This window comes from Rhizobium fabae (assembly GCF_003985135.1).
Lineage (GTDB): Bacteria > Pseudomonadota > Alphaproteobacteria > Rhizobiales > Rhizobiaceae > Rhizobium > Rhizobium pisi.
The window spans coordinates 65393-88534 of sequence record NZ_ML133645.1; the positions used below are offsets into that span (position 1 = coordinate 65393).

Genomic DNA, 23142 nt, shown 5'->3' on the forward strand with positions numbered 1-23142 from the left:
AAGTGTTTCCCTGATAGTACACTTTGAAACGAAATCAAGAACACGTGTGCACAGCGCTTGACTTTTTCACTCTACATGGACAAAGGGGAGGTGGGGTTAGGGGTGAGATCATGCGGGGTTATTCCAATAACATCGGCCGCGCCGGCTTGGCGTTGGCGTTTGCTTTGCCTTGTTTCGCATCGTCGGCGATGGCCGATCCCGTGCAGCGTGCAACGCCGGTCGCCGGCTCCGTCATCGCCCGCAAGACCGGCGAGGAGGTCCGCTTCATCGACGTGTCCAACTGGCGCGTCGTCGATCTGCACCAGGATCTTTTGACCGGCGACGTGCTGCGCACCAATGCCAACGGCCAGCTCGCCATCGTCTTTTCCGACCACACGCAGGTCCGCCTCGGCCGCAACTCCTCGCTGCAGGTCAAGAAGATGGCGGTGAGCGGCGACACGATCCTCAATCTCCAATCCGGCACCATCTGGGCGCGCGCCGAGCGCGGCGGCCAGGGCTTGACGGTCGAGACCCCCGCGGCGGCGGCGGCTATCCGCGGCACGGACTGGACGATGACCGTCAAGGGCGACCAGACCTCGATGATCGTGCTGGAAGGCCGCGTCGCGCTCAGCAACCCGCAGGGCAGCGTCGAGGTGAACCAGGGCGAAGGGGCCGTTGCCACCATCGGCCAGGCGCCGCACAAGCTCATCGACGTCAATCCCGACGATCGCGAGCAGATGCTCTTCTATCTGGACCTGCGCGACGGCTTCGGCCTGATGCCGACTTCGCCGCTGCGGGCCGACCGCATGGCGACCGAACGCCGCCGTCTGCTGGCCCTGCCGCCCGAACGCCGCACGACCGAAGACTGGCTGGAACTTGCCGAAGTGCAGAGCGCCTTCGATGGCCGCCAGACTGCCGCCGCAACATTGCAGAATATCCGCGGCCGCAAGCTGACGGTGGCCCAGCAGGCCCGCGTCGACCTGCTCGACGCCACCATCGCCGGTTCGGAAAAGCGCTATGGAGATGCCGCGAAGCTCTTCCAGAAGGCGCTGCCGCATCTCGACCCGACACGCCGCAACATGGCGCAGTATGGCGGCTATTTCGCCCGGTCGCTGGCCGATCCCGCCCATGCCGAACATCCGCCGGCAAATACCGCCGGCCCCTATGGCGCGATCATGCAGGCCTATACAGCGGGCTTCCTGGAAAACCCGCGCGCAGCACTCGAAATCATCAGGAAGGCGGAACAGCGCTATCCCGATGACCCGACGCTGCCGGCGATCCGCGCCCAGCTGGCGCAGCTCATCGATGACCGTGAGCAGATGAAGGAAGCGATAGAACGCTCGCTGGCGCTCGACCCCGATCATCCGATGGCGCTCTCCGCCCGCGCCAGTTACAGGGCAGTCTATGAGAGCGACATCAACGGCGCGCTTGCGGATCTGAACCGCGCCATCGAGCTTGCCCCCGGCGCGTCAGGCACGCTGAATTCGCTCGGCCTGCTGCAGGGTTCGCGCGATGCCAATGACGAAGCGGAAAAAGCCTTCAAGAAGGCGATCGAACTCGATCCGCAGGACCCGGTGCCGCACGCGAACCTCGCGATCCTCTATCTCGACCAGGCGCGTATGAAAGAGGCCAAGCGCGAGATCGACACGGCTATCGCGCTCGACCCCTCCTTCGATATCGCTCTGCTTGCCCGCGGCCGCTACTACCTGCAAAGCGGCGAGAAGGACAAGGCGCTGGAAGATCTGCTCGCCGCCAGCACCGCCAATCCCGCCCATTCGCAATCGCAGCTGATGCTTGCCGCGGCCCACTACGAAAAGGGCGACCGGATTCCGTCAGAGCAGGCGCTCGACAACGCCAACCGCATCGATGATGACGATCCGGTCATCTCCGCCTTCCGCACGGCTGTCGATATCGACGATTACGATGCCGATGGCGCGATCCGCAACGCGCAGGACTTCCTGCGCCGTTCGCGCGCCCGCGGCGGCGATTACAGTGGGCTCGGTGCCAATGCAAGCGCCGGCTCGACCCTGAACGACGCCTTCCGCCTGCAGGGTCTGGATGCCTGGGGCCGCTATTACGGCGACGCGGTTTTCGATCCTTTCGAAGGCAGCGGTTACATCGACCAATCGATCAAGGGCAGCATCTTTCCTTTCGTGAATGCGACGAGCTTCAGCGAAGACAACGTCATCCAGAACCGTGGCAACGCGTCGAGCTACTCGTCCTTCATCCAGGGCCTGCTGCTCTCTCCGCACATGCTGTCCGGCCGTTCACGCTCCGCAACGCTGTTCGATGTGCCCTTCATCGAAGGCTCGCTCGGCGGCGGCATCAACAGCGTCGACGGCCACACGCGCCGCATCGGTGAAGCGGAAATCCAGGGCTATTCGAATTCGACCATCCCGATCAGCTTCTTTGGCAATTTGAACTGGGAAGAAATTGCCCTTGACGGCGACTACCGCGACTTCGGCGGCTTCTCCAACAACAACAAGATCCTCGGCGGCAACGGCTATTTGACCGCAACGCTGACACCTGACGATCGCATCGTAAGTTTCGTCAATTATGGCAAGACTTACGGGCCGCTGAACGCGCTGACGACCAACACCGCTTTGACCGATCGCCTCAATGACGAGCTCTTCATACCATTGGGCCTTCTTCTGCCGACAATGGACCTGCCGCTCTATCGCAACAGATATGACGAGGCGGAAAGAACCAATGCGGGATTAGGCTGGAGCCATACTTTCGCATACAGGAATGTGCTCAATACCGCGCTTCTCTATTCCGACACCAAGGTGAAGACGAACTACGATTTCACCTTCGATGCTTCGGCTCTTACCGGGGCTCCCGCGCCGGATTTGGTTCCCTATGCTGAAACACGACAGAAAACCGCATCGAAGACTTATATCGCTGCGATCAGTCACAGCATCGGCGATGACACGCTGACATGGCGATATGGCGTCGAGGGCGGCTGGACCGACGCGAACAGCAACTCTTTCCGGCATCTCGATACGCTCATACCGGGCTTTGTCGATGAAGCAACCTTCGGCCCATTCGAAGCAAGCAGCCGCGTCAACATCGCCCGCGCCTACATCGACGTGCTGCACGAGATCACGCCCGATCTGAAGGGCGAATATGCGCTGTTCGGCACGCGCATGTCGGGCGACGGCGTCGATGTCAGCCGGTTCGAGCCGCGCTTCGGCCTTGCCTGGTCGCCCGTCCAGAACCATTGGCTGCGCGCCGCCTTCATGCGCCAGAGCGTCGACACAGGTGTGCCGACACTGGCCCCTATCGGTATCCTCGGCCTGCAGCCGAACCAGTTCTCGGTCGGCACCGAAGGTTATACCGACACCGTGGCGCTGCAATGGGATGCCGAATGGACCGACCGCCTCTTCACCTCGGTCGAGTACCAGCACCAGGAACTGCATGATTTCTCGATCGATCTGCCACTGATCGCGCTGCCGGCGGCCGACAGCCTGCCGCTGTCGCGCGGCAGCATCGACCGCGCCGCCGTGACCGGCAACGTGGCGCTCGGCTATGGTTTCGGCCTTTCCGCCACCTATGCGTATATGGAATCGGAGAACAAGGATCCGCTGGAGCCGAATTACGGCGGTTCCCTGCCCTATATCCCGAAAAACTCGGGCCAGATCGCGCTGACCTGGGTCAACGAGGCCAAGGTCAAGGCGACGGTGGCGGCAAATTATATCGGCGAGCGCGACGGCGACGATCTCGGCACCAAGCTCGACGATTACTGGAGCCTCGACGCACACCTGATCTGGGAACCCTTCGACAAGCGCATCGCGCTCGAAGCCGCTGCCTATAACCTGCTCGACGAGGAGTTCGAGATCACGCCCGGCGTGCCCGGCTGGGGCCGCGCTTTCAAGGGCACGCTCAAAGTCCGCTTCTGATGCGCACAGAGGGCAACCCTCAGCAGGCCGGGCTGAGCGGCGGGCAGACGGGGGGCCGCCGCCTGAGGCTGCTGGTGCTGTCGCTCGCGGTGTTGATCGCCATCTCGCTCCTGTCGCGGCTGCCCGCCTGGTCGCTGCTGGAGCTCAGAAGCTTCGACTATCTCTCGACCGTCGACGACCCGCGCCCGCCGCCGGGCGGGCCCGTCATCGTTGCGATCGACGAGCCCTCGCTTGCCGATATCAACGCGCAATGGCCCTGGCCGCGCAGCCTTCATGCCGAACTCGTCACCCAGCTTCGCGCGGCCGGCGCCCGCGTCATCGGCCTCGACATCATCATGGCCGAGCCCTCGAACCCCGGTAACGACGCGGCGATCACCAAGGCCGTCGGCCCCGATATCGTGCTCGCCGGCGACGAAACGCTGATCGAGACGCCGCAGGCCTCGCAGCTGATCCGCGCGACACCGCTGCCGCAGCTGACGCAAGCAGGCGCCGTGACCGGCATCGCCTCGATCGATCTCAGCGGCGACGGCATTTTCCGCCGCATTCCGGGCTATGAAGACGGCTTCGCCGCCATGCTGGCAAACGCGTCGGGTGCGGCACAGGCATCCCTGCCCGCCGGCCGGCTGATCCAATCCTTCGGCCCGGCCCGCAGCTATCCCACAGTTTCCTATTACCAGGCCCTCGACCCCGAGAATTTGCTGCCGCCTGGCTATTTCAAGGACCGCGTCGTGCTCGTCGGCCTCAGCCTGCAGAACGCGCCTGAAATCGACAAGGGCGGCGTCGACGCCTTCGCGACACCCTATACGGTTCACACCGGCAAGCTCGTCTCCGGCGTCGAGGTCCAGGCGACGATCTACGACAATATCCGCCGTGGCCTGTCGATCGCCGAAGCCCGCCTGCCCACGGTTGCCGCCTGCATCCTGATATCGGTGCTGCTTGCCGCCGCCACCGTCTGGCGCTCGACGGGATGGCTGACGATTGTCACCAGCGCGGCCGCCCTCCTCGCCTTCGCGGCAGTCAGCTTCGCCGGCATCCGGCTTGCCCATGTCTTCGTCTCGCCGCTCGGGCCTGTCGTCGCCTATATCTCGGTCGCCTTCGGCCAGGCCGCCTTTGATTATGCCGAGGAGCGCCGCAACAAGCGGCAGATCATCCGCGCCTTCGCCCAGTACATCTCGCCCGACCTCGTCCGCCGCCTGGCGAACGACCCGTCGCAGCTGAAACTCGGCGGCGAGCGGCGCACGCTCTCGGTACTGTTTTCCGATGTTCGCGGCTTCACCACCATCGCCGAAACCATGAAGGACGATCCGGAGCAGCTGACCGGCCTGATCAACCAGCTGCTGACGCCGCTATCCGACGTGGTGATGGATCACGGCGGCACGATCGACAAATATATGGGCGATTGCATCATGGCCTTCTGGAATGCGCCGCTCGACGATCCCGACCACGCGCTCCACGCGGTGCGCGCCTCGCTCGCCATGCAGGCGGCGATATCAAGGTTGAACAGCCGGCTGGAGCGGGAAGCGGCGGCACGCGGCGGCAAGCCGCACGTGCTGAAGATGGGCGTCGGCATCAACACCGGCGAATGCATCGTCGGCAACATGGGCTCGACCCGCCGCTTCGACTATTCCTGCCTCGGCGACAGCGTCAACCTCGCCTCCCGCCTCGAAGGCGCCTCGAAGAATTACGGCGTGGCCCTGCTGCTCGGCGAGGAGACCGCAAGGCTGGTCTCTGAGACCTACATCGTCGTCGAACTCGACCGCATTATCGTCAAGGGCCGCACCGTGCCCTCGCCCGTCTTTACCGTCGTGCACAAGGCCGACGCGGAAGCGCTGACCGCCCATCAGGCCTTCATCGAGACGAAATATGCCGGCTCGCTTGCGCCATCCGACCCCGCCTTCGAGACGCTCGCCGCTGACATTCCCGAACTCGCCGCCTATTACGCCATCGTCCGGGATTCACTGGCCGCCGACGGCAAGGAATGACGATCATCCCTCGAGCGTCCGATTGATCGGACAGGCCAAGCGCTTTCGCACACATTCCCAAAGCGAGTTGTAATATAAAACCAGTGCGGCTATCCTTTAACCCAGTCAGAACTGGCGTGGCTCGGCGCCTGGGGGAAAGAGGGCATGGCAAAGCTCGTCTTCGGAATGATGCAGTCCCTGGACGGCTACGTCGACCATATGGATTTTGCGCCAGGCCCCACGCTCTTCCGCCACTTCATCGAGGAAGTGCGCGGCCTAGCCGGTAGCGTCTATGGCCGCCGCATGTATGAGGTTATGCGTTACTGGGACGACGATCATCCCGAATGGGATGCGGATGAGCGGGCCTTCGCGGCGGCGTGGCAACGCCAGCCGAAATGGGTCGTCTCGCGCACGTTGGAATCCGTCGGCCCCAACGCCACGCTCGTGCAGGGCGACCTTGAGCGCGCGATCCGCGCGTTGAAGGCCAAGCGCGACGGCGAGATCGAAGTTGCCGGCCCCGACCTGGCGCGAAGCCTGACCGAACTTGGTCTCGTCGATGAGTATCGGCTCTACCTCTGCCCCGTCGTGCGTGGTCGCGGCAAGCCATTCTTCGCCGGCCCCCGCCCGCCGCTGCGCCTGACAGGCAGCGAACGGATCGACGAGCACGTGATCAGGCTGACCTACGTTCCTGCCTGATCTCGCGATCCGCGGGATGGAAACCACATTGAAGTTTGATATTGGTGGGGGGCAACGCGACGAAAACGACCCGCTGTAGCGGAAGCCCCGGCGACGTGGCGTGTGCATAGGGCCAACTGCTCCCCTCCGGAAGCTGTCGGTCGACGGATGGCCCAGATCGGTCAGTGCGGCCGGTGTGTGTAGTGGCCGCTTCTGGCGCCGCATTGTCCGCTATCAGGTCTCAAGCCGACTTAATCATAGGAAGCTACGTTTGCCCGAATTCAGCTGTTGGTTTTGCGCTAAATCCATAGAAGAAGAAGACGTCAAAGCCGTGCATATCGAAGTATCAAACCTCTGGTTTGTCGGAGAAAATCAGCCGACTCAGACGTTTTGGGCTCATTCTGGATGTGCGAAAGCAAGTCTCAGTCCGATCTACAGGTTTGATCCCGATGATCTCGTCAACCCGCAATAAATAATCGCGGTGGTTTCTCCTGCAGAAAGGAACATTGCTGCTCGTCTCCGATGAACGGCTCCGGTCGGCCCGAAGCGAACGCGCCATCGCTGTCAATTTTCTTTGGCTCCAATAGCTAGACCACGGCCACGATGACATGCGCCTGAATTTTGGCGGCAACCTCGCCACTGCCGTGTCTTTCCGCAATCCAGGACGCGACATAGTCGGTCGCAGCATCGAGTTTCGTCGCGTCCCGCGCCTCGATTTCGTTGCGAAGAAGCGTTCCCTGACAATAGGCAACGGCCGGAATGCGGGGTGAAGATGCGCGGCTTTGTTCGGCCCTCGTTTCGATCAACACATGGGAGAAGCCAGCTCCCATAAGCTCCGAGCGGATCAGGTCCTTGTCGTGGTAGCCATGCGGCGTGCGAGCCAGAAAGCGCGGCGGATCGTCGGGGAAAATCTTGGCGAGAGCATTCGTCACGTCATCGGCAAAGACGTTCTCCTCGATGCGATCCCATACGCTCAGCAAGAAACATCCTCCCGATTTCAGGACCCGCCTTGCTTCGCGATAGGCAGCCGGGCGGTCTGGAAAGAACATCGCGCCGAACTGGCAGCAAACGAGATCGAAGGCCGCGTTTTCAAACGGCAGCGCCAGAGCATCCGCCTGGCGCCATTGGATGCGGCTGTCGGGCGCCTGTCTCAAAGCGGCGTGGTCGAGCATCGGCTGGTTGAGATCTGTGACGACATAGCTTGCGCCGGAGGGCAGCCTTGGCGCCAAAGCACGGGTGACGACCCCGGTGCCCGCCGCGGTTTCCAGAACGGCGCCCGGCGAAAAGGACGCGGCCCGCCCTGCGAGATCCGCGGCGTAGGGCTCGAAAATCAACGGCACCATATAGCGGTCGTAATTTTCCGGAACCGAGCCGGAAAACACTTTGTCCGTCTCCAACATTGCCATCGCTCTCCATCTGCCGGCGGCACGCGAGACTAGCATGGAATTGCGTGTCAGGGATCGTTTTCGAGCGGGCCGACAGTTCCGCTAGCGATCCGCTACCCCCAGCCTCGCGATCTCAGGGGCAACGATTGCGATGAACAGTCCGGGCTCGCCGAAGGCCCTTGCAGAGAGCATAGCCCCGTGAACCGAGGCCATCAGCATCTGGGCCTGCTCTTCCGGCAGCTTGTTCAGGCGGAACAGCCCCTGCTCCACTCCGGCCTGCAGTACCGAGGTAAGCCACCCGGAGAGACTCTGGAAATGCGCACGGACGCGGGATGCGACTTCTTCCGGCAGCATCTGCATTTCGCTCGCGAGCATCGCGCAGACGCAGAAGGGTTGCGAGGCGTTCTCAATGCATGATTGCCAATAGTTGACGTAGAACTGCAACTGATCGGCGGGGCTTGCGGCCTGCTCGCGCAGGGACTGCAAACCCGCCTCCGCCTGCTTCCTGTAGCGATCCACCAGCACTGAGACCAGCTCGGCCTTGGTCGGAAAATGATGGTGGATGCTTGCCTTCCGGATGCCGATCGCCGCCGAGATATCGGCATAGCTGAAGCCGTTATAGCCTCCCGCCACGATGAGAGACTGGGCAATGTCGAGGATTTTGTCGGAAGTCGAAGCCGTTGATTTCATAGCGTCGCCTACCTTTTGGTAGGCAGATTGTCAAGCCTGCTCCACATTCCCTGCACTCACAATGAGGTGTTCGGGCGCCGTGTTGACTTGCTCCTTTTAACTTCCTACTAGTAGGTAGGCTAATCAACAAGGACCTACCTATGCAAAGCCATTCCTCTCAGTCCAACTGGCTGCGATCCTATTATTTCACGCGCGCCGCGTTCTCGTCGATCTGGATTTCCGCCGCCGTTCTCCTCGGCGGGCAGCCCGGCCCCGCCGCCTTTCTGCTGGTCATCTACCCTGTGTGGGATGCACTCGCGAATCTCGTCGACGCACGGGTAAACGGCGGCCTCAAAGCCAATCCGTCCCAGGCATTGAACGTGGTGGTGAGCCTGATCACGGCGCTCGCCGTCGTCATTGCCGTCAGCAACAGCACCTACGCCGTCCTGGCCGTGTTTGGGGTCTGGGCGATCCTCTCCGGCGTGTTGCAGCTCTATACGGGCGTCAGGCGCTGGCGCACCTACGGCGCCCAATGGGTGATGATCCTGAGCGGCGCGCAATCGGCCCTTGCCGGCGGCTTCATGATCAGCCAATCGCTTGGCACCGCGGTACCGACGATCCTTGATATCGTCCCTTATGCAGGCTTCGGCGCATTCTACTTCCTGCTGTCGGCAATCTGGCTCGTCGTCGCAGCCTATCGCAAAGCACAAGCATAGGCGCTGCCCAGTCCTGCGGCGGCGGGCTTGAACCGCCGCCGAAAGGCCGGGCATCGCTCATTCTCCGCTTGCGGCGCACGAGATTTGCGGGAGACGGTCCAGTTCTTTCGCGCTATGAAGAGTGACCACAGATCCCGCCCATCAGACACTGAGGTCACTCCATGGCTTTGAAAGTCCTTTTCATCGGCGGCACAGGCCAGATTTCCTATCCATGCGTCGAGCGCGCTGTTGCCGAGGGCCATCACGTCAGCGTCTATAACCGAGGCCTGAGAAGCGCCCCCTTGCCTGCGGGGGTGACCTCGATCATCGGCGAGCTGGGATCGGCCGCCTACGCGGATCTCGCCAGGGCCAATTATGATGTCGTATGCCAATTCATCGCCTTCACGCCCGATCAGATGGCGCGCGACATCGAGATCTTCTCGGGCAATTGCGGCCAGTATGTTTTCATCTCCTCGGCCTCTGTCTATGAAAAGCCGCCGCGTCATTACGTGATCACCGAGGAGACGCCGGCGATCAACCCCTACTGGCCCTACAGCCAGGCCAAGATCGCCTGCGAGGAACGGCTCAAATCGTCCGGCAATCTCGCCTGGACGATCGTCCGCCCCAGCCACACCGTCCGCACCGGCCTGCCGATCATGATGGGCGACAGCGACGTCATGGCAAGACGCATGCTGGACGGCGAGCCCACCATCGTCGCAGGCGACGGCCACACGCCCTGGACGCTGACCCGCTCGGTCGATTTCGCCGTGCCTTTCGTCGGCCTTTTCGGCAAGGCGGCAGCACTCCGCGAGATTTTCCACATCACCTCCGATCGCGCCCACATCTGGGACGATATCCAGAAGACGATCGCACGATTGCTGGGCGTGGAAGCAAAAATCGTCCACGTCCCGACCGACACCCTGATCAAGTACAATCCGGATTGGATAGGCCCGCTCCTCGGCGACAAGGCCTGGACGGCTATTTTCGACAACTCGAAGGTCAAGCGCGTGGCGGGCGACTTCACCTGCGCCGAGAGCCTCGAAGACATCCTGACCGAGCCGATCATGCACCTCAAGCAACGACTGGCGAAGAGCCGGCCGCTGAGAGGTGAGCTTGATGCCCTGATCGACAGGATTTGCGCGGAGCAAAGTGCTCTTGGCTAGGTTGGTTCGTTGCGGGGGCTTGGTGTCCGCGGTTGGTACAAAATTGCCGTGACGCTTCGACCACTATTGGCCCTAGCGGACAAATATGTGTCCTAAAATTCGCTCACCTGAGCGACATGGCAAAGTCGGAGGAAAGACCCTTGCGATCGCCACGTCGCAAACCTGGTGGACTTACCCCTTTGGCAAGGCAGCAATGTATTGGTCGACATGGTTCGTCCACAAAGCTGGCTTGAATAGCAAGGCATGGCCTGCGGACGCAGCAATGAATTTTCCCTGTCCGCCCGCCAATAGAAACCTTTCGAAATTTTCTCGACAGTGTTCTAGCCGCCCAGCTCATCAGAGCACGATGATGTGAGCAGAGATGACAGCAGGACCGCAGGGAGCAATGCCGAAAGGCGGCCGTTTTCTCTGATTTGCACTCGCGGCTCAATTGCCAAGGTCAGACATCCTCAATGTATGGTAGTCCACCATCGCATCACGGTGTAAACAGTCGTTCCAATCGATTTGCTCAACGATTTATTAATGGCCGCTTCTGGCGCAAAGCGGCCAAGGTTCGTCGGCGATCGGTCCCAAGCAACCAGCGCCTGGTCATCGGGAAATGCTGCTTTTTAATCGTAGCCGGCCCGCCGACGCTGGAGGTCGTCCTTTCCCAATAGGCGAAGTACCGCCGCCTTCATCTGTGCCGCGCCGGCTCAATGGCCGACTTCGGCGAAGACGATTTCGGCAAAGCCCGGGACGGTGGCGTCGCGGTTCCAGTCCCGCTGCAGCTCGCAGGCAAGCTGGATCCAGCTGACCGGCACTCCGCCCGCCTGAACGATCCGGTCGAGCCCGGCGCGATGCGCCGCCTCCGAGGTGCCGCCGACGGCATCGACCACGGCATAGACTTCGAAGCCTTCGCGCAGCGCATCGAGCGCGGGGAAGACCAGGCAGACCTCAGTCCACAGAGCGACCATGATCAACTTCTTGCGGCCGGTGGCCTTGACCGCGTTGGCGAAATCCTCGTCCTCCCAGGCATTGATCGAGGTCCTGTCGATCGGGACCACCCCGGGTAGCGCATCGGTGATCTGATGGATCGTCGGTGCGTTGCGCCCTGTCGCGACATTGACGGTCGAGAGCACGACCGGAAGATCGTAAAGCCTGGCGGTGCGGGCGAGCGCCGTGACGTTTTCGATCAGCAGGCGCTTGTTCATGGTGGCGATCGAGCCGACCTGGACGGGCTGGAAGTCGATGATGACAAGCGCCGCATTCTGTGGCGTCAGCATATGGTCGGCGAGTGGATCGCGGATGGTGGCAGGAGACGTCATGGTAGTTCCTTTCCTAGAGTTCGAGGTTGAAGTGCTTTGGACGCAGGGAGGCATTGCCGGGCGCCCGCCGGCTTGAAATCGAAAGCAATGTTTGAGCAGCAAGCGGTCAGCGATACGGGGCGGCGCCCGCGTTCGCATAGTCCGTATTAGTGGCCACTGGCAGCAACGCCACCGGCGGGATCAGGATCGTGGTTCGGACGCTTACGTGCCCGGCTCCAAAAAGGCTGTGATGAGCGTGATGGTTGCCTCGGGCTGCTCTTCCATCAGCCAATGGCCCGATCCCGGCACCACGGCTTCGGTCACGTTCGAAGCGGCGTCGCGCATGACGACCGCCATCATCGGACCAAACGACTTGTCGCCGCCGATCGCGAGGACTGGCATCGGCAGCTTCGTGCCCTTCGCCCGCCAGGCGCGGTTGTCGATCACGTCCTGATCGAAGGCAGCGAATTGGGCGAAGCCCGAATGCATGCCCCCGGGGCGCGCATAGAGCGCCGCATAGTGCTCGCGCGAAGCCTCGTCGAACCGCGCGGGATCGGCGGAGAATTCGTTCCAGAAGCGATCGAGATAGATGCGCTCGCGGCCCGCGACCAGCCGCTCCATGTCCGGCCCGCCGAAGCGGAAATGCCAGAGCAGCGGGCTCTTGAGGATGTCGTCCCACGGCCCGATGCCAGGAATGGGCGCATCCATCAGCACGAACCGGATCACGCGATCCGGCTGCTGCGTCGCGAGCGCGAAACCCACCATGTTGCCGATATCGTGCGTCACCAGCGCGAAGTGATCGATATGCAGCTTGTCGAGAATGGCGGCGACGTCACGCGCTTGCGTCGCCTTGTCATAGCCACCGGCGGGATGGTCCGAGAGGCCCATGCCGCGCAGATCGGGCACGATGACGGTGTGATCGACCATCAACGCCCTCGCGAGTGGCGACCACATGTCGCCGGTCTCGCCGAAGCCGTGGAGCAGCACCACTGCGGGGCCATGTCCGCCGATGCGGACGAAGAGTCTCGAGGTGCCGTCTGTGGCGACGGTCTCGGTCTTGAACGACGTCGGATAGGGCAGTACCTGGGCCGACGCGGGCGTCGCCGCAGCAAGCATCAATGCGCCGATTGAGGTCAGGGCACGTGAAGCGAACTTTCTCATGGTGGCACTCCTCAGCAGCCGGTAACTCGGCCGGTGACGATTAGCATGACAGGAAATTTGTTCATGTAAACATCTTTTTTGAAAACTTGATCAGTTTTTTTTGTCGTGTAATATGCTCCAGACGACTCAGGAAAGGCAGCAAGCATTCGATGAAGCCCAAGACCCAACGCCATGCCGAAGCGACCGGCGACAGCAGCGCCCGAGAGCGCATCCTCAAGACCGCCGAGCAGATCTTCGCCGAAATGGGGTTCGAGGGAACCTCGCTGCGGCAGGTCGCCGTCAATTCGGACGTCCCGGTCGCGCTCGTCAGCTACCACTTCAAGAACAAGCTCGGGCTCTATCGCGAAGTGTTCAGGGCGCGTGATCCCAACACAAACGCGCAGCGCCTGGCGGGCCTTGCTCTCGCCGAAATGGAGGACAATCGCGAGCGCCGGCTCGAGATGATCATCAAGGCGGCGCTGATGCCGATGTTGTCGCTGCGCAAGATCGAAGGCAGTGCGAATTTCGGCGTGCTGCTTGCGCGGGAGGCCACCGATCCGCGCTCCGCGGAGCGCGGGATCATCAAGGAGATGTTCGACCCCGCCGCCACTGCAACGATCAAGGCGCTCAAGGGCGCACTGCCCGGCCGCAGCGAGGCCGAAATCGTCTGGGCCTTCCAGATGATGATCGGCACTATGCTCTACATCATGGCCGATGGCGGCCGCGCGAAGCATCTGAGCGGTGGCGTCTGCGATCCGGAGGATGTCGAAGGGACGATGCGGCTGATCCTGCCCCTGCTCCTGCACGGGATGCGCGGCCCCGAGTTCTGATCATCGGCTGAAACTTCCCGCGACCGCATTGCTGCCGAACTCGCCTCACCCGCCTGTCACGGCACGCATCACCGCGGGAGCGCATCGCTGCACCGAGCGCACGCTTCCCGAGGCTGGTGTATTCGGATGCCGGCCGGCTCACGGCTAGTTTCCGCCGATCCCGCGGCCCCGCTCGCAATGTCCCTTTTCATACGACCCCGGTCGAAAGCCACCATTCATCGGTCAACGCGCAGCCCAATTCCCGGTGTTGGCGCTACCCGGCCAAGGCGTTCTTCCGCCCGGCCCGCCGACGCCGGAGGTCGGCCTTGCGCAATAGGCGAAGTGCCGCCGCCTTCATCTGTGCAGCGCTCGGGAATTGTGGCATAACCGGGCCATGGCGATACATGTCTTGGCGGTCCATCGTGACACGGTCGGGACGGAACAGGCGGCGGGCGGTTCGCTTGCAGCCGCCTATTCCGTGGGGGTTTTCTGCTGGCTGCTGTCGGCCGGCGTCTATATCGCCGCGAAATGGGTTTCTTCGGAGATGCCGCCCTGGGCGCTTTGCTTCTGGCGCGTGCTGATCGCCTGGGCGATCCTGATGCCGATCGTGTACCGGCATTTCGGCGCCATGGTCGCGCTCGTGCGGGCTCGCGGCCTCGAGCTGCTCGCCATCGGCGGTATGGGGCTCGCGATCTGCCAGGGCCTGATTTTTGTCGGCCTCGAACATGCCGATGCCACGACTGCCGGCATCATCATCGCCCTGATCCCGATCATCACCATGATTCTTGCCCGTTTCATTCTGGCTGAGCCGATGGGACGCTGGCAGGTGATCGGATCGATCCTCGCCTTTCTTGGGATCGTGGTCATCATCGTCAAGGGCAGCCCGGCTGCGCTCTTGCGTCTCGACCTCAATCCCGGAGAGCTGTGGATCGTCGCTGGCGCGTTCTGTTTCAGCCTCTATACCGTCCTGCTCCGCCGGGCGAAATTCGACGTGAATCGCCTTGCGCTCCTGGTACTCCTCCTCGGTGCGGCGGTGCTGACGGCGCTGCCCTTCTACCTGTTTGAGCTTGTCTCCGACGAGCGCTCGACGCTGAATGCCAGCGGCCTTATCGCGCTCGGCTACGTCGCGATCCCGGGCGGCGCGGTTATGTATTATCTCTTCAATCGCAGCATCGAGGCCCTGGGGGCGGCGCGGGCGGGCGTGCTGCTTTACATCCAGACGATCTTTATCGCCGTGCTCGCCTACCTTTTCCTCGGCGAACAGTTGCAACGCTATCATCTCGAAGGCGCGGCGCTCATAGTCGCCGGCTTGCTTCTCATCATCCTGCTGAAGCCAGCGGCCAGAGCGGAGGCGACCAAAGCCTGAGGACGAGCGCAATGCTTTCCCAGTGACCGCTTCAGGCGCCAAGCAGACATCGGCCTCGTTGCTTATCGGGCTGGTTCGCGAGGCTTCACCGCCGAATTTCGGTCGAGTCATACTTTTAGACGCTGGTCCCCACAAATCGCAGATGGCGATGACTCTTTTCACCTTGTTGGAACGTCGTTGTTGTGACCGTCGTCGAGCGGTCGGACCCGACCCAAATGAGGACTGAGAAATGGATCTGGAAGGAAAGCGAATCGTGGTCGTTGGCGGGAGTCGCGGCTTGGGCAGGGGGCTCGCCGAGGCATTTGTGGTTCGCGCGGCGGAAGTCACCGTGGTCGCCCGAAACGCGACGGCCGTGCAGGGGCCAGGCGAGCAACCGGCCGTCACCGCGATATCGGCTGATGCAACCGATGTCGACGCGGCATGGCGGATCATGGACCAGACGCGACCCGATCTCGTCATCATGAATGCCGGCGCAGAACCGCCCACGGAACGGATCGACCGGATTGGCTGGGAGGCATTCACCACCAACTGGAATGTGGACGTCAAGGCCGCGCTGCACTGGGTACAGGCGGCTCTGACGTTGCCGATGACGCCGGGCGGGCTTGTCGTCCTGGTCTCCAGCGGGGCCGCCGTGCAGGGGTCGCCGCTATCGGGCGGTTATGCGGGAGCCAAGCGCGCGCAGTGGTTCATTGCAAAATATGCCGAGGGCCTGTCGGCGGAGCTCGGCCTGGGTCTGCGCTTCCGGGTCATCGTTCCCCGGCAGATGTTTACCGGAACCGGTGTGGGCGATACCGGCATCGCGGCCTATGCCGCGGCGGCGGGTCGGACATTTGCCGAACAGGCCGCCACCTGGCCGGAGATGACGCCGCGGGCTTTTGGCGATATGGTCGCCGACCTGATCGGCAGAACGGGCCTCGCCGAGGCCATGGTCTACGCAGTACGCGGGGATACGGGTGTGACGGTCATCGAATGACAGAAGACGCTGCTCTCGAAGACGAAGAGAGGAAAACTCTGCTCGCAGCGCTCGCGAGCGAAGCGGACGCGCTTCGCCCCGAACTGCACCGCTATGCTGCTCGTCTGGTGGGTTCGGTGATCGACGGCGAGGATGTGATTCAGGATGCGTTTGCCAGGGTATTTGCGACGGCTGGCTCGATCCCGCCGGGCACGCCGCTGCGACCCTGGCTATTTCGCATTGTCCATAACAGAGCCATAGATGCCCTGCGCCAGCGCAGTACGCGCCGATCGGAGCCACTTGAGATGGCTTTCGATCTGGCCGATATCAGCGCCGTCGGTCCGGAGGACGCGCTGATCCGGCAGGACGCGGTGCGGATCGCCCTCGGCCACTTTGCAGAATTGCCGGTACCGCAACGCAGCGCGGTGATCCTCAAGGATGTGTTGGGAGAGTCACTTGGGGACATCGCAGCACTGCTGGAACTGAGTGTCGATGCCGTCAAGGCCCATCTGTCGCGCGGTCGGGCAAGATTGCGCGCCATCTCCGACGTGCGCTCCGAGGTTCCACCACCGCCGAGTCCCGAGGTCCTGAACTTTGCAGCGCTCTTCAACGCCCGAGACTGGGACGCTTTGCGTCGCATGCTGGCGCAGGATGTTCGGCTTCGTCAGGCGCGACGGCCGGAAATCTCCGGTGCCGCCGACGTCGGTCGATTTTTCACCTATTATGCCGAGTATCCGCCAGTCAGGATCGAACCGGCTTGGCTGGAAGGCCGGGAAATATTGCTGGTATCAGCCGAACCGTCGGGCGGTCCTTCCTATTTCATGCTGCTCGAATGGCTGGGGCAAAAGATAAGCCTGATCCGCGACCATCGCTATGCGACCTATGTCATGGACGGTGCTGATGTAACGCTGGCCGCATCGCGGTGACCGATATTGATTAAGACGCGCTTTCTCGAGGTCGTTGGGGCGCGGCATCCTCTAATGCCCCTCATCCTGAGGTGCGTAGGCCAAAGGCCGAAGCCTCGAAGGACATGCCGCAGCACTGCTCCCTGCATTCCTCAACCGTCAACACACCCGCCCCGCCCTTCGAGGCCCTTGCGGGGCACCTCAGGGTGAGGCTCTCTTTTTACTCCCGCCTTTACCCCAGCCGTCGCGCCTCCAGCGGAGCCTCCTGCCGGAATTCGTCGAAATAGCGGCCGCCATGCAGGGCAAGTTCCCGATCGGCCAAAGCCAGGAACCGCGCACCGTCGCCCGCTGCCGCCAGTCCGAACGCCGCGTCGAATTCGGTCGCCAATTGCGCATCGAGGGTCTTCATCAGGCGCGGCGCCCATTTGCCCCGACCGCTCCATGCGCCGCGTCCGAGCAGGATCAGGTCGGCGAGCTTCTGGTAGAGAAGTGCGGCGATGGCAGCGATCTCTTCGGGCGGGCGGACGCCGCGCAGGTCGTCGGCCAGATCGGTCACCTGATAGCGCAACGCATCATAGGCAGGACCTGCAAGAGGTTTCGGCCCTGCCGCCAGCATTCCTGCTGCCTTTGCCTGGACGGCGCGGGCGCGCTCGATGTCCGGCCCTACTATGCTGCCTGTCGCGACCATATTGGCCATGATCGGATAGCCGCTGTCTGCATCCGCATGCAGGTAATGCGCCAGGGTCTGTTCATCGTGAACGAAGGCCTCGACGGGAAAACCCTCCAGCGTGAACGACTCCCGCCAGGCCCTTTCAAGCGACGGGAACACGACGACCAGATCGATATCCGAAAATTCGGTGCCCTCGCCGCGCATGAAGGAGCCGGCGACATAAGCGAAAGCCGCTCCGTCATAGCGGCTGGCGATGCAGCGGCGGGCAGCGGCGAGCGCCCGCTCGGCAAGATGATGCTTCTGGATATCGTCCACGATCTCGTCCTCGAATGCGGGAGGCGAGCGGCAACAAAAAACCCGCTCGTTTCCGGCGGGTTGGTGTTTTCTGCAATGAACGGAATTCAGTTCACGCGTCTGCCACCCACCGCCAGGCGGTGGTCGTAGACGTCGTGGAAACTGCGAAAATCCGGCTCACGACGATGACGTTATCGCTCGGCGGCGACAACGTCAACGTGCCAAGCATGCTTCCCCGGCGTGGCGTTTTCCGTCTAAGATGAGTGCCAAGACTCGATAAGCACAGGAAGGCCCGCCATGCCCCATCCCGCCACCGTCATTCCGCGTCCCGCACCGGTTCTGCTGCCGGTCGAAGACAGCGACGGGCGCTTTCCGGTGCGCCGCGTCTATTGCGTCGGGCGCAATTATGCCGACCACGCGATCGAGATGGGCCATGACCCCAGCCGCGAGCCGCCCTTCTTCTTTCAGAAAAACGCCGACAACCTGCTGCCGGCAGGCAACGCTTTTCCCTATCCGCCGCTGTCATCAGACGTGCATTACGAGGTCGAATGCGTGCTGGCGCTGAAATCGGGCGGCACGAACATTCAGGCTGCAGATGCGCTCGACTGCGTCTATGGCTATGCCGTCGGCATCGATTTCACCCGCCGCGACCTGCAAAGCGAGGCCAAGAAGCTCGGCCGCCCCTGGGAACTCGCCAAGGCCTTCGAACATTCCGCCCCCGTCTCGGCGATCGTCCCGGCAAGCCGCCTCGGCCATCCAGCCGAAGGCCGGATCTGGCTGGAGCAGAACGGTAAGCGCGTCCAGGACGGCGATCTCAACCAGATGATCTGGAAGGTGCCGGAGATCATCGCCGAGCTGTCAAAGCTCTTCACGCTGGCGCCGGGCGATATCATCATGACCGGCACGCCGGCCGGCGTCGGCGCGGTCGCCAGGCGCGATCGCATCACCTGCGGCATCGACGGCATCGCCACGCTGTCGCTCGACGTCGTCTGAGGAGAGACCCATGCCCATCTACGCGCTTGGCGGACTGACGCCGAAACTGCCCACCGCCGGCCTGCACTGGATCGCGCCGGATGCCCATGTAATCGGCGATGTCGAACTCGGCGAGAATGTCGGCATCTGGTTCGGCTCGGTGCTGCGCGGCGACAATGAGAGGATCACCATCGGCGAAGGCACGAATATCCAGGAAGGCGTCATGGCCCATACCGATATGGGCTTTCCGCTGACGACGGGAAAAGGCTGCACCATCGGCCACCACGCCATCCTCCACGGCTGCACCATCGGCGACAACGCGCTGATCGGCATGGGCGCCACCATCCTCAACGGTGCCAAGATCGGCAACAACTGCCTGGTCGGCGCCAATGCGCTGGTGACGGAGGGCAAGGAATTCCCCGACAATTCCCTGATCGTCGGCGCGCCGGCCCGTGTCGTGCGGACGTTGGATGAGAAGGCCATCGAGGGCATTCGCCGCTCGGCGGAGAACTACGTGCGCAATTGGCAGCGGTTTGCGCGGGATCTGAGGGTGATTGGCTAGCTTGCCCTTCGGGGGAACCAAGGGCTGAAGCTGGCATAGGCCGTTATTTGCCCTTCGTCTGCGCTCCGTGCATTCGCGGCTTTGCCGCTCAGCCCCCTCATCCGACCCTTCGGGCCACCTTCTCCCCGCTGGGGAGAAGAGGGTGGAGCAAGCCACGCGTCCTTATTTCCGAAACGATGCCTTTGAAAAGGGCGAGACGCCGCTACGATTCCGCTTCTCCCCAGCGGGGAGAAGATGCCGGCAGGCAGATGAGGGGGTGAGCGACGACAGGAGCGAATGCACAGAGCGTTAGCGAAGGGCAAATGATCAGGCGCACCTCGCCCCCTTACCAAATCCCCGGAATCCAGCGCCACCGCACCCGAGCCATATACTCCGCATAGCCCTCCAGCCCCTTGCGCAATTCCGCCTCCTCTCCCAGCGTCCGGCCAAAGAGCACGACCACTAGCAAGCCGGCGGGGATCAGCGCGTAGAGTGAGCCGAGCGACAGCGCCATGCCGAAGCCGAGCAGGATGGCGGTGGCGTATCCGGGATGGCGGATGGTGGCGTAGGGGCCGGTGTCGATCACCTTGTGGTCGCGGTCGGTCTGGATGCGCACCGTCGGCTCGAAATGCCGGTTGACCGATTGCGCCCAGGTGAGGCCGAGATAGCCCGCGGTCAACAGGATATAGCCGATGAAGACGACCCAGCCGGGCTGCGGCGCCCAGTGGAAACGCCCGTCGTCGAAGGCAGCGATGGGAAGAATGGCGGCAAAGAGGATGATCGTCAGCGTGGCCACCACGACGTCCCACGGCTTGGTGCCTTTCTGATACTTGCTGCGCGCCGCAAACAGCTCCGGATTCGTCCGCCGGATCCAGATGATCGCGACTACCGTCAGCGCCAGGAAGAAAACGAGAAAGCGCCAGCCGCGCGGCCAGTCGAGCGTGCCCGCCGGCCAGAACAGCGCGGCAAACATGATGATGAGGGTGATGGCAAGTGATACGAGCGATGGCGCCGCCGCCAATGAGCGACCGTGCCGGCTATCCTCTGGCGTCATGACCGTTCTCCGCTCTGCTGCCCGCAGCGGCCACCCAAGTCTAGTAGCCCTGCGCGGAATTTAGGAGGTGAAACGCGCAACGTCCCGATAGCGACGCAGCAAATGAAAACCGCCTCTCAATCGTCGCGACAGCGTTCCGCATATATTGCCGGAGACAGCTGTTGCCGCGGACGGATCTCGTTGAAAACCGCTTTACTCTGCCGCTTCCAGAAACTGGCTGTTCCGTGAGGAGGAAGCAAGAGCCTGCACCCTGGCTTCCGTCTTGGCGATCAGCTGATAGAACTCGTCCTGCGCTTCGACATCCAGCTGAATGACGGCATTGACCTCGTCGGGCGTATCGCAAACGCAGGCGACCGCCGAAATGGGACAGATGCCGCCGGGATAACGCTTGCCGGCTCCGGTATAGGCGCGACGGCCCCAACGCTCGGAATGAACAGTCTCTTCCCGATCGAGGTGGAGGATCGTCCCCTTGCAGGCCGTCACGATGGCTGCCTTGCCGTAGGCGAACCAATGATAGTTCAGCTTCCGGAGAATATATTTGCCAGTGATGTCCTCGCCGGCGAGTTCGGCAGGGTCTTCTATCATTCTGATCATGACGGCTTCCCTCAACGTTTGAGGAATATCCGTCATCTCTTCTTGCGCGGCAAGTCGAAAAATGCATATTTTATAGACACTTAGTCACAAAGTATTTCCGATTCTTACAAGGTGCACGCATCAGGCTGCTCCTCGGATACACAATTCTTCGTCGAATTTACCGCGGCCTGCACCCGTTTTCAGCTCGGGCTCGATATGTCTCGGCATCGGCCGCACGATCAGTTCGGGCTTGCAAGCTGGGCTTCGATCGCCGCCTTGTCGATGACCGACCAGACCTCGACGATCTTGCCGTCGCGAAATTCGTAGATCACGTTCTCGGTGAAGAAGACGCCTCTGCCGTTGACCTCGAGGCCAAGGAATTTTCCCCTCGGCCTGCAATCGAAGCCGAGACGGGACGCAACGTAAGGCGGATCGGAAATCAACATCATAACATCGAAATAAAGGTCCGGAATCTCATCGAAATCCCGCTCCAGCATCTCGACATAACCAGACAGCCCGACCCGCCGGCCATTGTGGATCACACCGTCATCGACGAACTGCCCAAGACTGGACCAGTCCTGCCCGTTCAGGCAGGCAATGTAATCCCGGTAGAGATGGGAGAGGTCGGTTTTCGTCACGCGATCGCCCCTGGTTCGGACTCCCGGGGAAAGATAGCGCTTGGATCTGCACTTGCCAGCGGCGAGTGGCCGCCTTGGGGCGTTCGGTTCAGGAGAACTCGCCTGCACGGGGACCGGCAAGCGTGACGCGCCAGCCCGTTCGCGATTGGAAATCTTGAGTGGCCAGAAACGTATAACCCGTCATGCGCCAAAGCCGCACGGCATTGGTCAGATTGTCGAGCACATAATCGCCGCCGTCCGTGCGGGCAATCAGAACGACATGGTTCTGATCGTGCGGTCCGATCACGACGGAAAGCGCCAGCCTGTTTGACGGAAAACCGGCTTCGATCAGGTCCTTCATTTTCTGGAGAGCATAGTCCTCACAGTCGCCATGACCGGCAACCGGCAGAGACCAGACATCCCTATTCCCGGAAGATGGGCCATCTTCCGCAGGGATGATACGTCCATTTACGGCGCGATTGACCTTTTGAAGAAGCGCTATTCCTGCCTGATCGCTCAACTGTTGCGCCGCCATCCTGCCGCACAGCCACTTGTACTTGGCGCAGGCCGCGGCGAATCCCACGGGCGCGCCGATGCTGCGCGTCACCGGCAGCGACGATCCCGCAACAGCTTGAAAATGCAGGAGAATGAATAAAAAGGCAGCGAGCGAAACCAGACGCTTCATAGCCGATTCCCTTTATTTGGTATGGGACGATAGCACAGACAGAATAAAAATTTATTAAAATTTTATACTTGCGAATTTAACTGTAATATATAAATGAGACAGATTAACCATAGTCTATCCTTCGTGTTAATAGATCATTAGTATAAAAGATCTCCTCATTAAGGGTTAGTTAACCTTGGGAGATGATTGAAATGATCAGCAGAGCAGCGAAATTCAGCCTCGCAGTTGCTTCCCTTCTGGCAAGCAGCAGCTTGGCAACGGCGGCCCCGGCAGTCGTTAATTGCAAGGCCGCAGTTCGCGGCACACTCGAATACAGACTGTGCATGCCGACCAGATCAATTCAGGCCGACAGCAAGTTCAGCCCGAACGATAAGGATCGCAGCAGCGACGACGTTGGCAGCGGCAAGAAGACCTCCAGCACCGGCTCGGTCGCCAGCAACGGGACCAGTGGCGGCAACGGTAATGGCAGCGGTGCTGGAGACAACGGCGGCAATGACGGCCCCGGCAAGGGTGGCAATGACGGCCCCGGCAAAGGGGGCAACGACGGCCCCGGTAAGGGCGACAATGACGACCCCGGTAAGGGCGACAACGATGGCCACGGCAAGGGCGACAACGACGGTCACGGCAAGGGCGACAACGACGGTCACGGCAAGGGCGACAACGACGGTCACGGCAAGGGCGACAACGACGGTCACGGCAAGGGCGACAACGACGGTCACGGCAAGGGCGACAACGACGGCCACGGCAAGGGCGACAACGACGGCCACGGCAAGGGCGACAACGACGGCCACGGCAAGGGCGACAACGACGGCCACGGCAAGGGCGACAACGACGGCCACGGCAAGGGCGACAACG

At 62.0% G+C, this 23142-nt stretch carries 20 protein-coding genes and 1 pseudogene; 12 read left to right on the forward strand and 9 right to left on the reverse strand.

What is annotated here, in order from left to right; genetic code table 11:
• The first annotated feature begins 110 nt into the window (after positions 1-110).
• The 3 genes from EFB14_RS00365 to EFB14_RS00375 all read left to right on the forward strand — a co-directional run bounded on the left by EFB14_RS00365 (position 111) and on the right by EFB14_RS00375 (position 6535).
• Positions 111-3878 (forward strand): FecR domain-containing protein, encoded by a 3768-nt coding sequence (locus EFB14_RS00365; protein ID WP_126821769.1) that lies wholly within the window; start codon positions 111-113, stop codon positions 3876-3878.
• On the forward strand, positions 3878-5860 hold the full coding sequence (locus tag EFB14_RS00370; RefSeq protein WP_126821771.1) for a CHASE2 domain-containing protein: 1983 nt from the start codon (positions 3878-3880) through the stop codon (positions 5858-5860). Before EFB14_RS00365 ends, EFB14_RS00370 begins: the two co-directional genes overlap by 1 nt.
• A gap of 144 nt (positions 5861-6004) precedes the next feature.
• Positions 6005-6535 (forward strand): dihydrofolate reductase family protein, encoded by a 531-nt coding sequence (locus tag EFB14_RS00375; RefSeq protein WP_126821773.1) that lies wholly within the window; start codon positions 6005-6007, stop codon positions 6533-6535.
• A 566-nt stretch (positions 6536-7101) separates the two neighbouring features.
• On the opposite strand, the gene EFB14_RS00380 is transcribed toward EFB14_RS00375, so the two are convergent.
• Positions 7102-7914 (reverse strand): class I SAM-dependent methyltransferase, encoded by an 813-nt coding sequence (locus EFB14_RS00380; RefSeq protein ID WP_126821775.1) that lies wholly within the window; start codon positions 7912-7914, stop codon positions 7102-7104.
• An 87-nt stretch (positions 7915-8001) separates the two neighbouring features.
• Positions 8002-8589: a TetR/AcrR family transcriptional regulator gene (locus tag EFB14_RS00385; RefSeq protein WP_126821777.1), complete on the reverse strand. Its 588-nt coding sequence runs from the start codon at positions 8587-8589 to the stop codon at positions 8002-8004.
• Between the two features lie 140 nt (positions 8590-8729).
• Between EFB14_RS00385 and EFB14_RS00390 the strand changes: the two genes are divergently transcribed.
• Positions 8730-9284 (forward strand): DUF308 domain-containing protein, encoded by a 555-nt coding sequence (locus tag EFB14_RS00390; RefSeq protein ID WP_126821779.1) that lies wholly within the window; start codon positions 8730-8732, stop codon positions 9282-9284.
• Positions 9285-9445: 161 nt separating this feature from the next.
• On the forward strand, positions 9446-10426 hold the full coding sequence (locus EFB14_RS00395; RefSeq protein WP_126821781.1) for an SDR family oxidoreductase: 981 nt from the start codon (positions 9446-9448) through the stop codon (positions 10424-10426).
• 692 nt (positions 10427-11118) lie between these two features.
• Here the strand turns inward: EFB14_RS00395 and EFB14_RS00405 are convergent.
• Both EFB14_RS00405 and EFB14_RS00410 read right to left on the reverse strand, forming a co-directional pair.
• The gene (locus EFB14_RS00405; protein ID WP_125843751.1) at positions 11119-11730 is read right to left on the reverse strand and encodes a hydrolase; all 612 of its coding nucleotides are present in this window, start codon (positions 11728-11730) and stop codon (positions 11119-11121) included.
• Positions 11731-11931: 201 nt separating this feature from the next.
• Positions 11932-12870 (reverse strand): alpha/beta fold hydrolase, encoded by a 939-nt coding sequence (locus EFB14_RS00410; RefSeq protein WP_125843750.1) that lies wholly within the window; start codon positions 12868-12870, stop codon positions 11932-11934.
• Between the two features lie 149 nt (positions 12871-13019).
• On the opposite strand from EFB14_RS00410, the gene EFB14_RS00415 reads away from it, so the two are divergent.
• The 4 genes from EFB14_RS00415 (at position 13020) to EFB14_RS00430 (ending at position 16902) form a co-directional block, all read left to right on the forward strand.
• Positions 13020-13679 (forward strand): TetR/AcrR family transcriptional regulator, encoded by a 660-nt coding sequence (locus EFB14_RS00415; RefSeq protein WP_126821784.1) that lies wholly within the window; start codon positions 13020-13022, stop codon positions 13677-13679.
• Positions 13680-14052: 373 nt separating this feature from the next.
• Positions 14053-15024, forward strand: a complete 972-nt coding sequence (locus EFB14_RS00420) for a DMT family transporter (protein ID WP_126821785.1) — start codon at positions 14053-14055, stop codon at positions 15022-15024.
• Positions 15025-15253: 229 nt separating this feature from the next.
• Positions 15254-15997: an SDR family NAD(P)-dependent oxidoreductase gene (locus tag EFB14_RS00425; RefSeq protein ID WP_126821787.1), complete on the forward strand. Its 744-nt coding sequence runs from the start codon at positions 15254-15256 to the stop codon at positions 15995-15997.
• On the forward strand, positions 15994-16902 hold the full coding sequence (locus tag EFB14_RS00430; RefSeq protein ID WP_126821789.1) for an RNA polymerase sigma factor: 909 nt from the start codon (positions 15994-15996) through the stop codon (positions 16900-16902). The genes EFB14_RS00425 and EFB14_RS00430 overlap by 4 nt, the downstream gene beginning before the upstream one ends.
• A gap of 211 nt (positions 16903-17113) precedes the next feature.
• On the opposite strand, the gene EFB14_RS00435 is transcribed toward EFB14_RS00430, so the two are convergent.
• Positions 17114-17866 (reverse strand): nucleotidyltransferase domain-containing protein, encoded by a 753-nt coding sequence (locus tag EFB14_RS00435; protein ID WP_126821791.1) that lies wholly within the window; start codon positions 17864-17866, stop codon positions 17114-17116.
• Positions 17867-18142: 276 nt separating this feature from the next.
• On the opposite strand from EFB14_RS00435, the gene EFB14_RS00440 reads away from it, so the two are divergent.
• The gene (locus EFB14_RS00440; protein WP_126821793.1) at positions 18143-18838 is read left to right on the forward strand and encodes a fumarylacetoacetate hydrolase family protein; all 696 of its coding nucleotides are present in this window, start codon (positions 18143-18145) and stop codon (positions 18836-18838) included.
• Between the two features lie 10 nt (positions 18839-18848).
• On the forward strand, positions 18849-19379 hold the full coding sequence (locus tag EFB14_RS00445) for a gamma carbonic anhydrase family protein (protein WP_126821795.1): 531 nt from the start codon (positions 18849-18851) through the stop codon (positions 19377-19379).
• Positions 19380-19704: 325 nt separating this feature from the next.
• On the opposite strand, the gene EFB14_RS00455 is transcribed toward EFB14_RS00445, so the two are convergent.
• The 4 genes from EFB14_RS00455 to EFB14_RS00470 all read right to left on the reverse strand — a co-directional run bounded on the left by EFB14_RS00455 (position 19705) and on the right by EFB14_RS00470 (position 22287).
• Positions 19705-20412 carry a methyltransferase family protein gene (locus tag EFB14_RS00455; protein WP_126821797.1) on the reverse strand — a complete coding sequence of 236 codons (708 nt, stop codon included), beginning with the start codon at positions 20410-20412 and terminating at the stop codon, positions 19705-19707.
• A gap of 192 nt (positions 20413-20604) precedes the next feature.
• Complete coding sequence (locus EFB14_RS00460) at positions 20605-21006, reverse strand: hypothetical protein (RefSeq protein ID WP_126821799.1); 402 nt, start codon at positions 21004-21006, stop codon at positions 20605-20607.
• 218 nt (positions 21007-21224) lie between these two features.
• Positions 21225-21623 (reverse strand): ester cyclase, encoded by a 399-nt coding sequence (locus EFB14_RS00465; protein WP_126821801.1) that lies wholly within the window; start codon positions 21621-21623, stop codon positions 21225-21227.
• An 88-nt stretch (positions 21624-21711) separates the two neighbouring features.
• The gene (locus EFB14_RS00470) at positions 21712-22287 is read right to left on the reverse strand and encodes a transglutaminase-like cysteine peptidase (protein ID WP_126821803.1); all 576 of its coding nucleotides are present in this window, start codon (positions 22285-22287) and stop codon (positions 21712-21714) included.
• 323 nt (positions 22288-22610) lie between these two features.
• On the opposite strand from EFB14_RS00470, the pseudogene EFB14_RS33300 reads away from it, so the two are divergent.
• Positions 22611-23142 (forward strand): annotated as a pseudogene (locus EFB14_RS33300) (hypothetical protein); the annotation flags it as partial.

Excerpts from the sequence above, each read along its gene's own strand:
- EFB14_RS00425 (WP_126821787.1), top strand. The coding sequence starts at position 15,254 with ATGGATCTGGAAGGAAAGCGAATCGTGGTCGTTGGCGGGAGTCGCGGC.
- EFB14_RS00370 (WP_126821771.1), top strand. The coding sequence starts at position 3,878 with ATGCGCACAGAGGGCAACCCTCAGCAGGCCGGGCTGAGCGGCGGGCAG.
- EFB14_RS00460 (WP_126821799.1), bottom strand. The coding sequence starts at position 21,006 with ATGATCAGAATGATAGAAGACCCTGCCGAACTCGCCGGCGAGGACATC.
- EFB14_RS00390 (WP_126821779.1), top strand. The coding sequence starts at position 8,730 with ATGCAAAGCCATTCCTCTCAGTCCAACTGGCTGCGATCCTATTATTTC.
- EFB14_RS00405 (WP_125843751.1), bottom strand. The coding sequence starts at position 11,730 with ATGACGTCTCCTGCCACCATCCGCGATCCACTCGCCGACCATATGCTG.
- EFB14_RS00415 (WP_126821784.1), top strand. The coding sequence starts at position 13,020 with ATGAAGCCCAAGACCCAACGCCATGCCGAAGCGACCGGCGACAGCAGC.
- EFB14_RS00365 (WP_126821769.1), top strand. The coding sequence starts at position 111 with ATGCGGGGTTATTCCAATAACATCGGCCGCGCCGGCTTGGCGTTGGCG.
- EFB14_RS00380 (WP_126821775.1), bottom strand. The coding sequence starts at position 7,914 with ATGTTGGAGACGGACAAAGTGTTTTCCGGCTCGGTTCCGGAAAATTAC.
- EFB14_RS00420 (WP_126821785.1), top strand. The coding sequence starts at position 14,053 with ATGGCGATACATGTCTTGGCGGTCCATCGTGACACGGTCGGGACGGAA.
- EFB14_RS00430 (WP_126821789.1), top strand. The coding sequence starts at position 15,994 with ATGACAGAAGACGCTGCTCTCGAAGACGAAGAGAGGAAAACTCTGCTC.
- EFB14_RS00375 (WP_126821773.1), top strand. The coding sequence starts at position 6,005 with ATGGCAAAGCTCGTCTTCGGAATGATGCAGTCCCTGGACGGCTACGTC.
- EFB14_RS00445 (WP_126821795.1), top strand. The coding sequence starts at position 18,849 with ATGCCCATCTACGCGCTTGGCGGACTGACGCCGAAACTGCCCACCGCC.
- EFB14_RS00470 (WP_126821803.1), bottom strand. The coding sequence starts at position 22,287 with ATGAAGCGTCTGGTTTCGCTCGCTGCCTTTTTATTCATTCTCCTGCAT.
- EFB14_RS00410 (WP_125843750.1), bottom strand. The coding sequence starts at position 12,870 with ATGAGAAAGTTCGCTTCACGTGCCCTGACCTCAATCGGCGCATTGATG.
- EFB14_RS00455 (WP_126821797.1), bottom strand. The coding sequence starts at position 20,412 with ATGACGCCAGAGGATAGCCGGCACGGTCGCTCATTGGCGGCGGCGCCA.
- EFB14_RS00395 (WP_126821781.1), top strand. The coding sequence starts at position 9,446 with ATGGCTTTGAAAGTCCTTTTCATCGGCGGCACAGGCCAGATTTCCTAT.
- EFB14_RS00385 (WP_126821777.1), bottom strand. The coding sequence starts at position 8,589 with ATGAAATCAACGGCTTCGACTTCCGACAAAATCCTCGACATTGCCCAG.
- EFB14_RS00440 (WP_126821793.1), top strand. The coding sequence starts at position 18,143 with ATGCCCCATCCCGCCACCGTCATTCCGCGTCCCGCACCGGTTCTGCTG.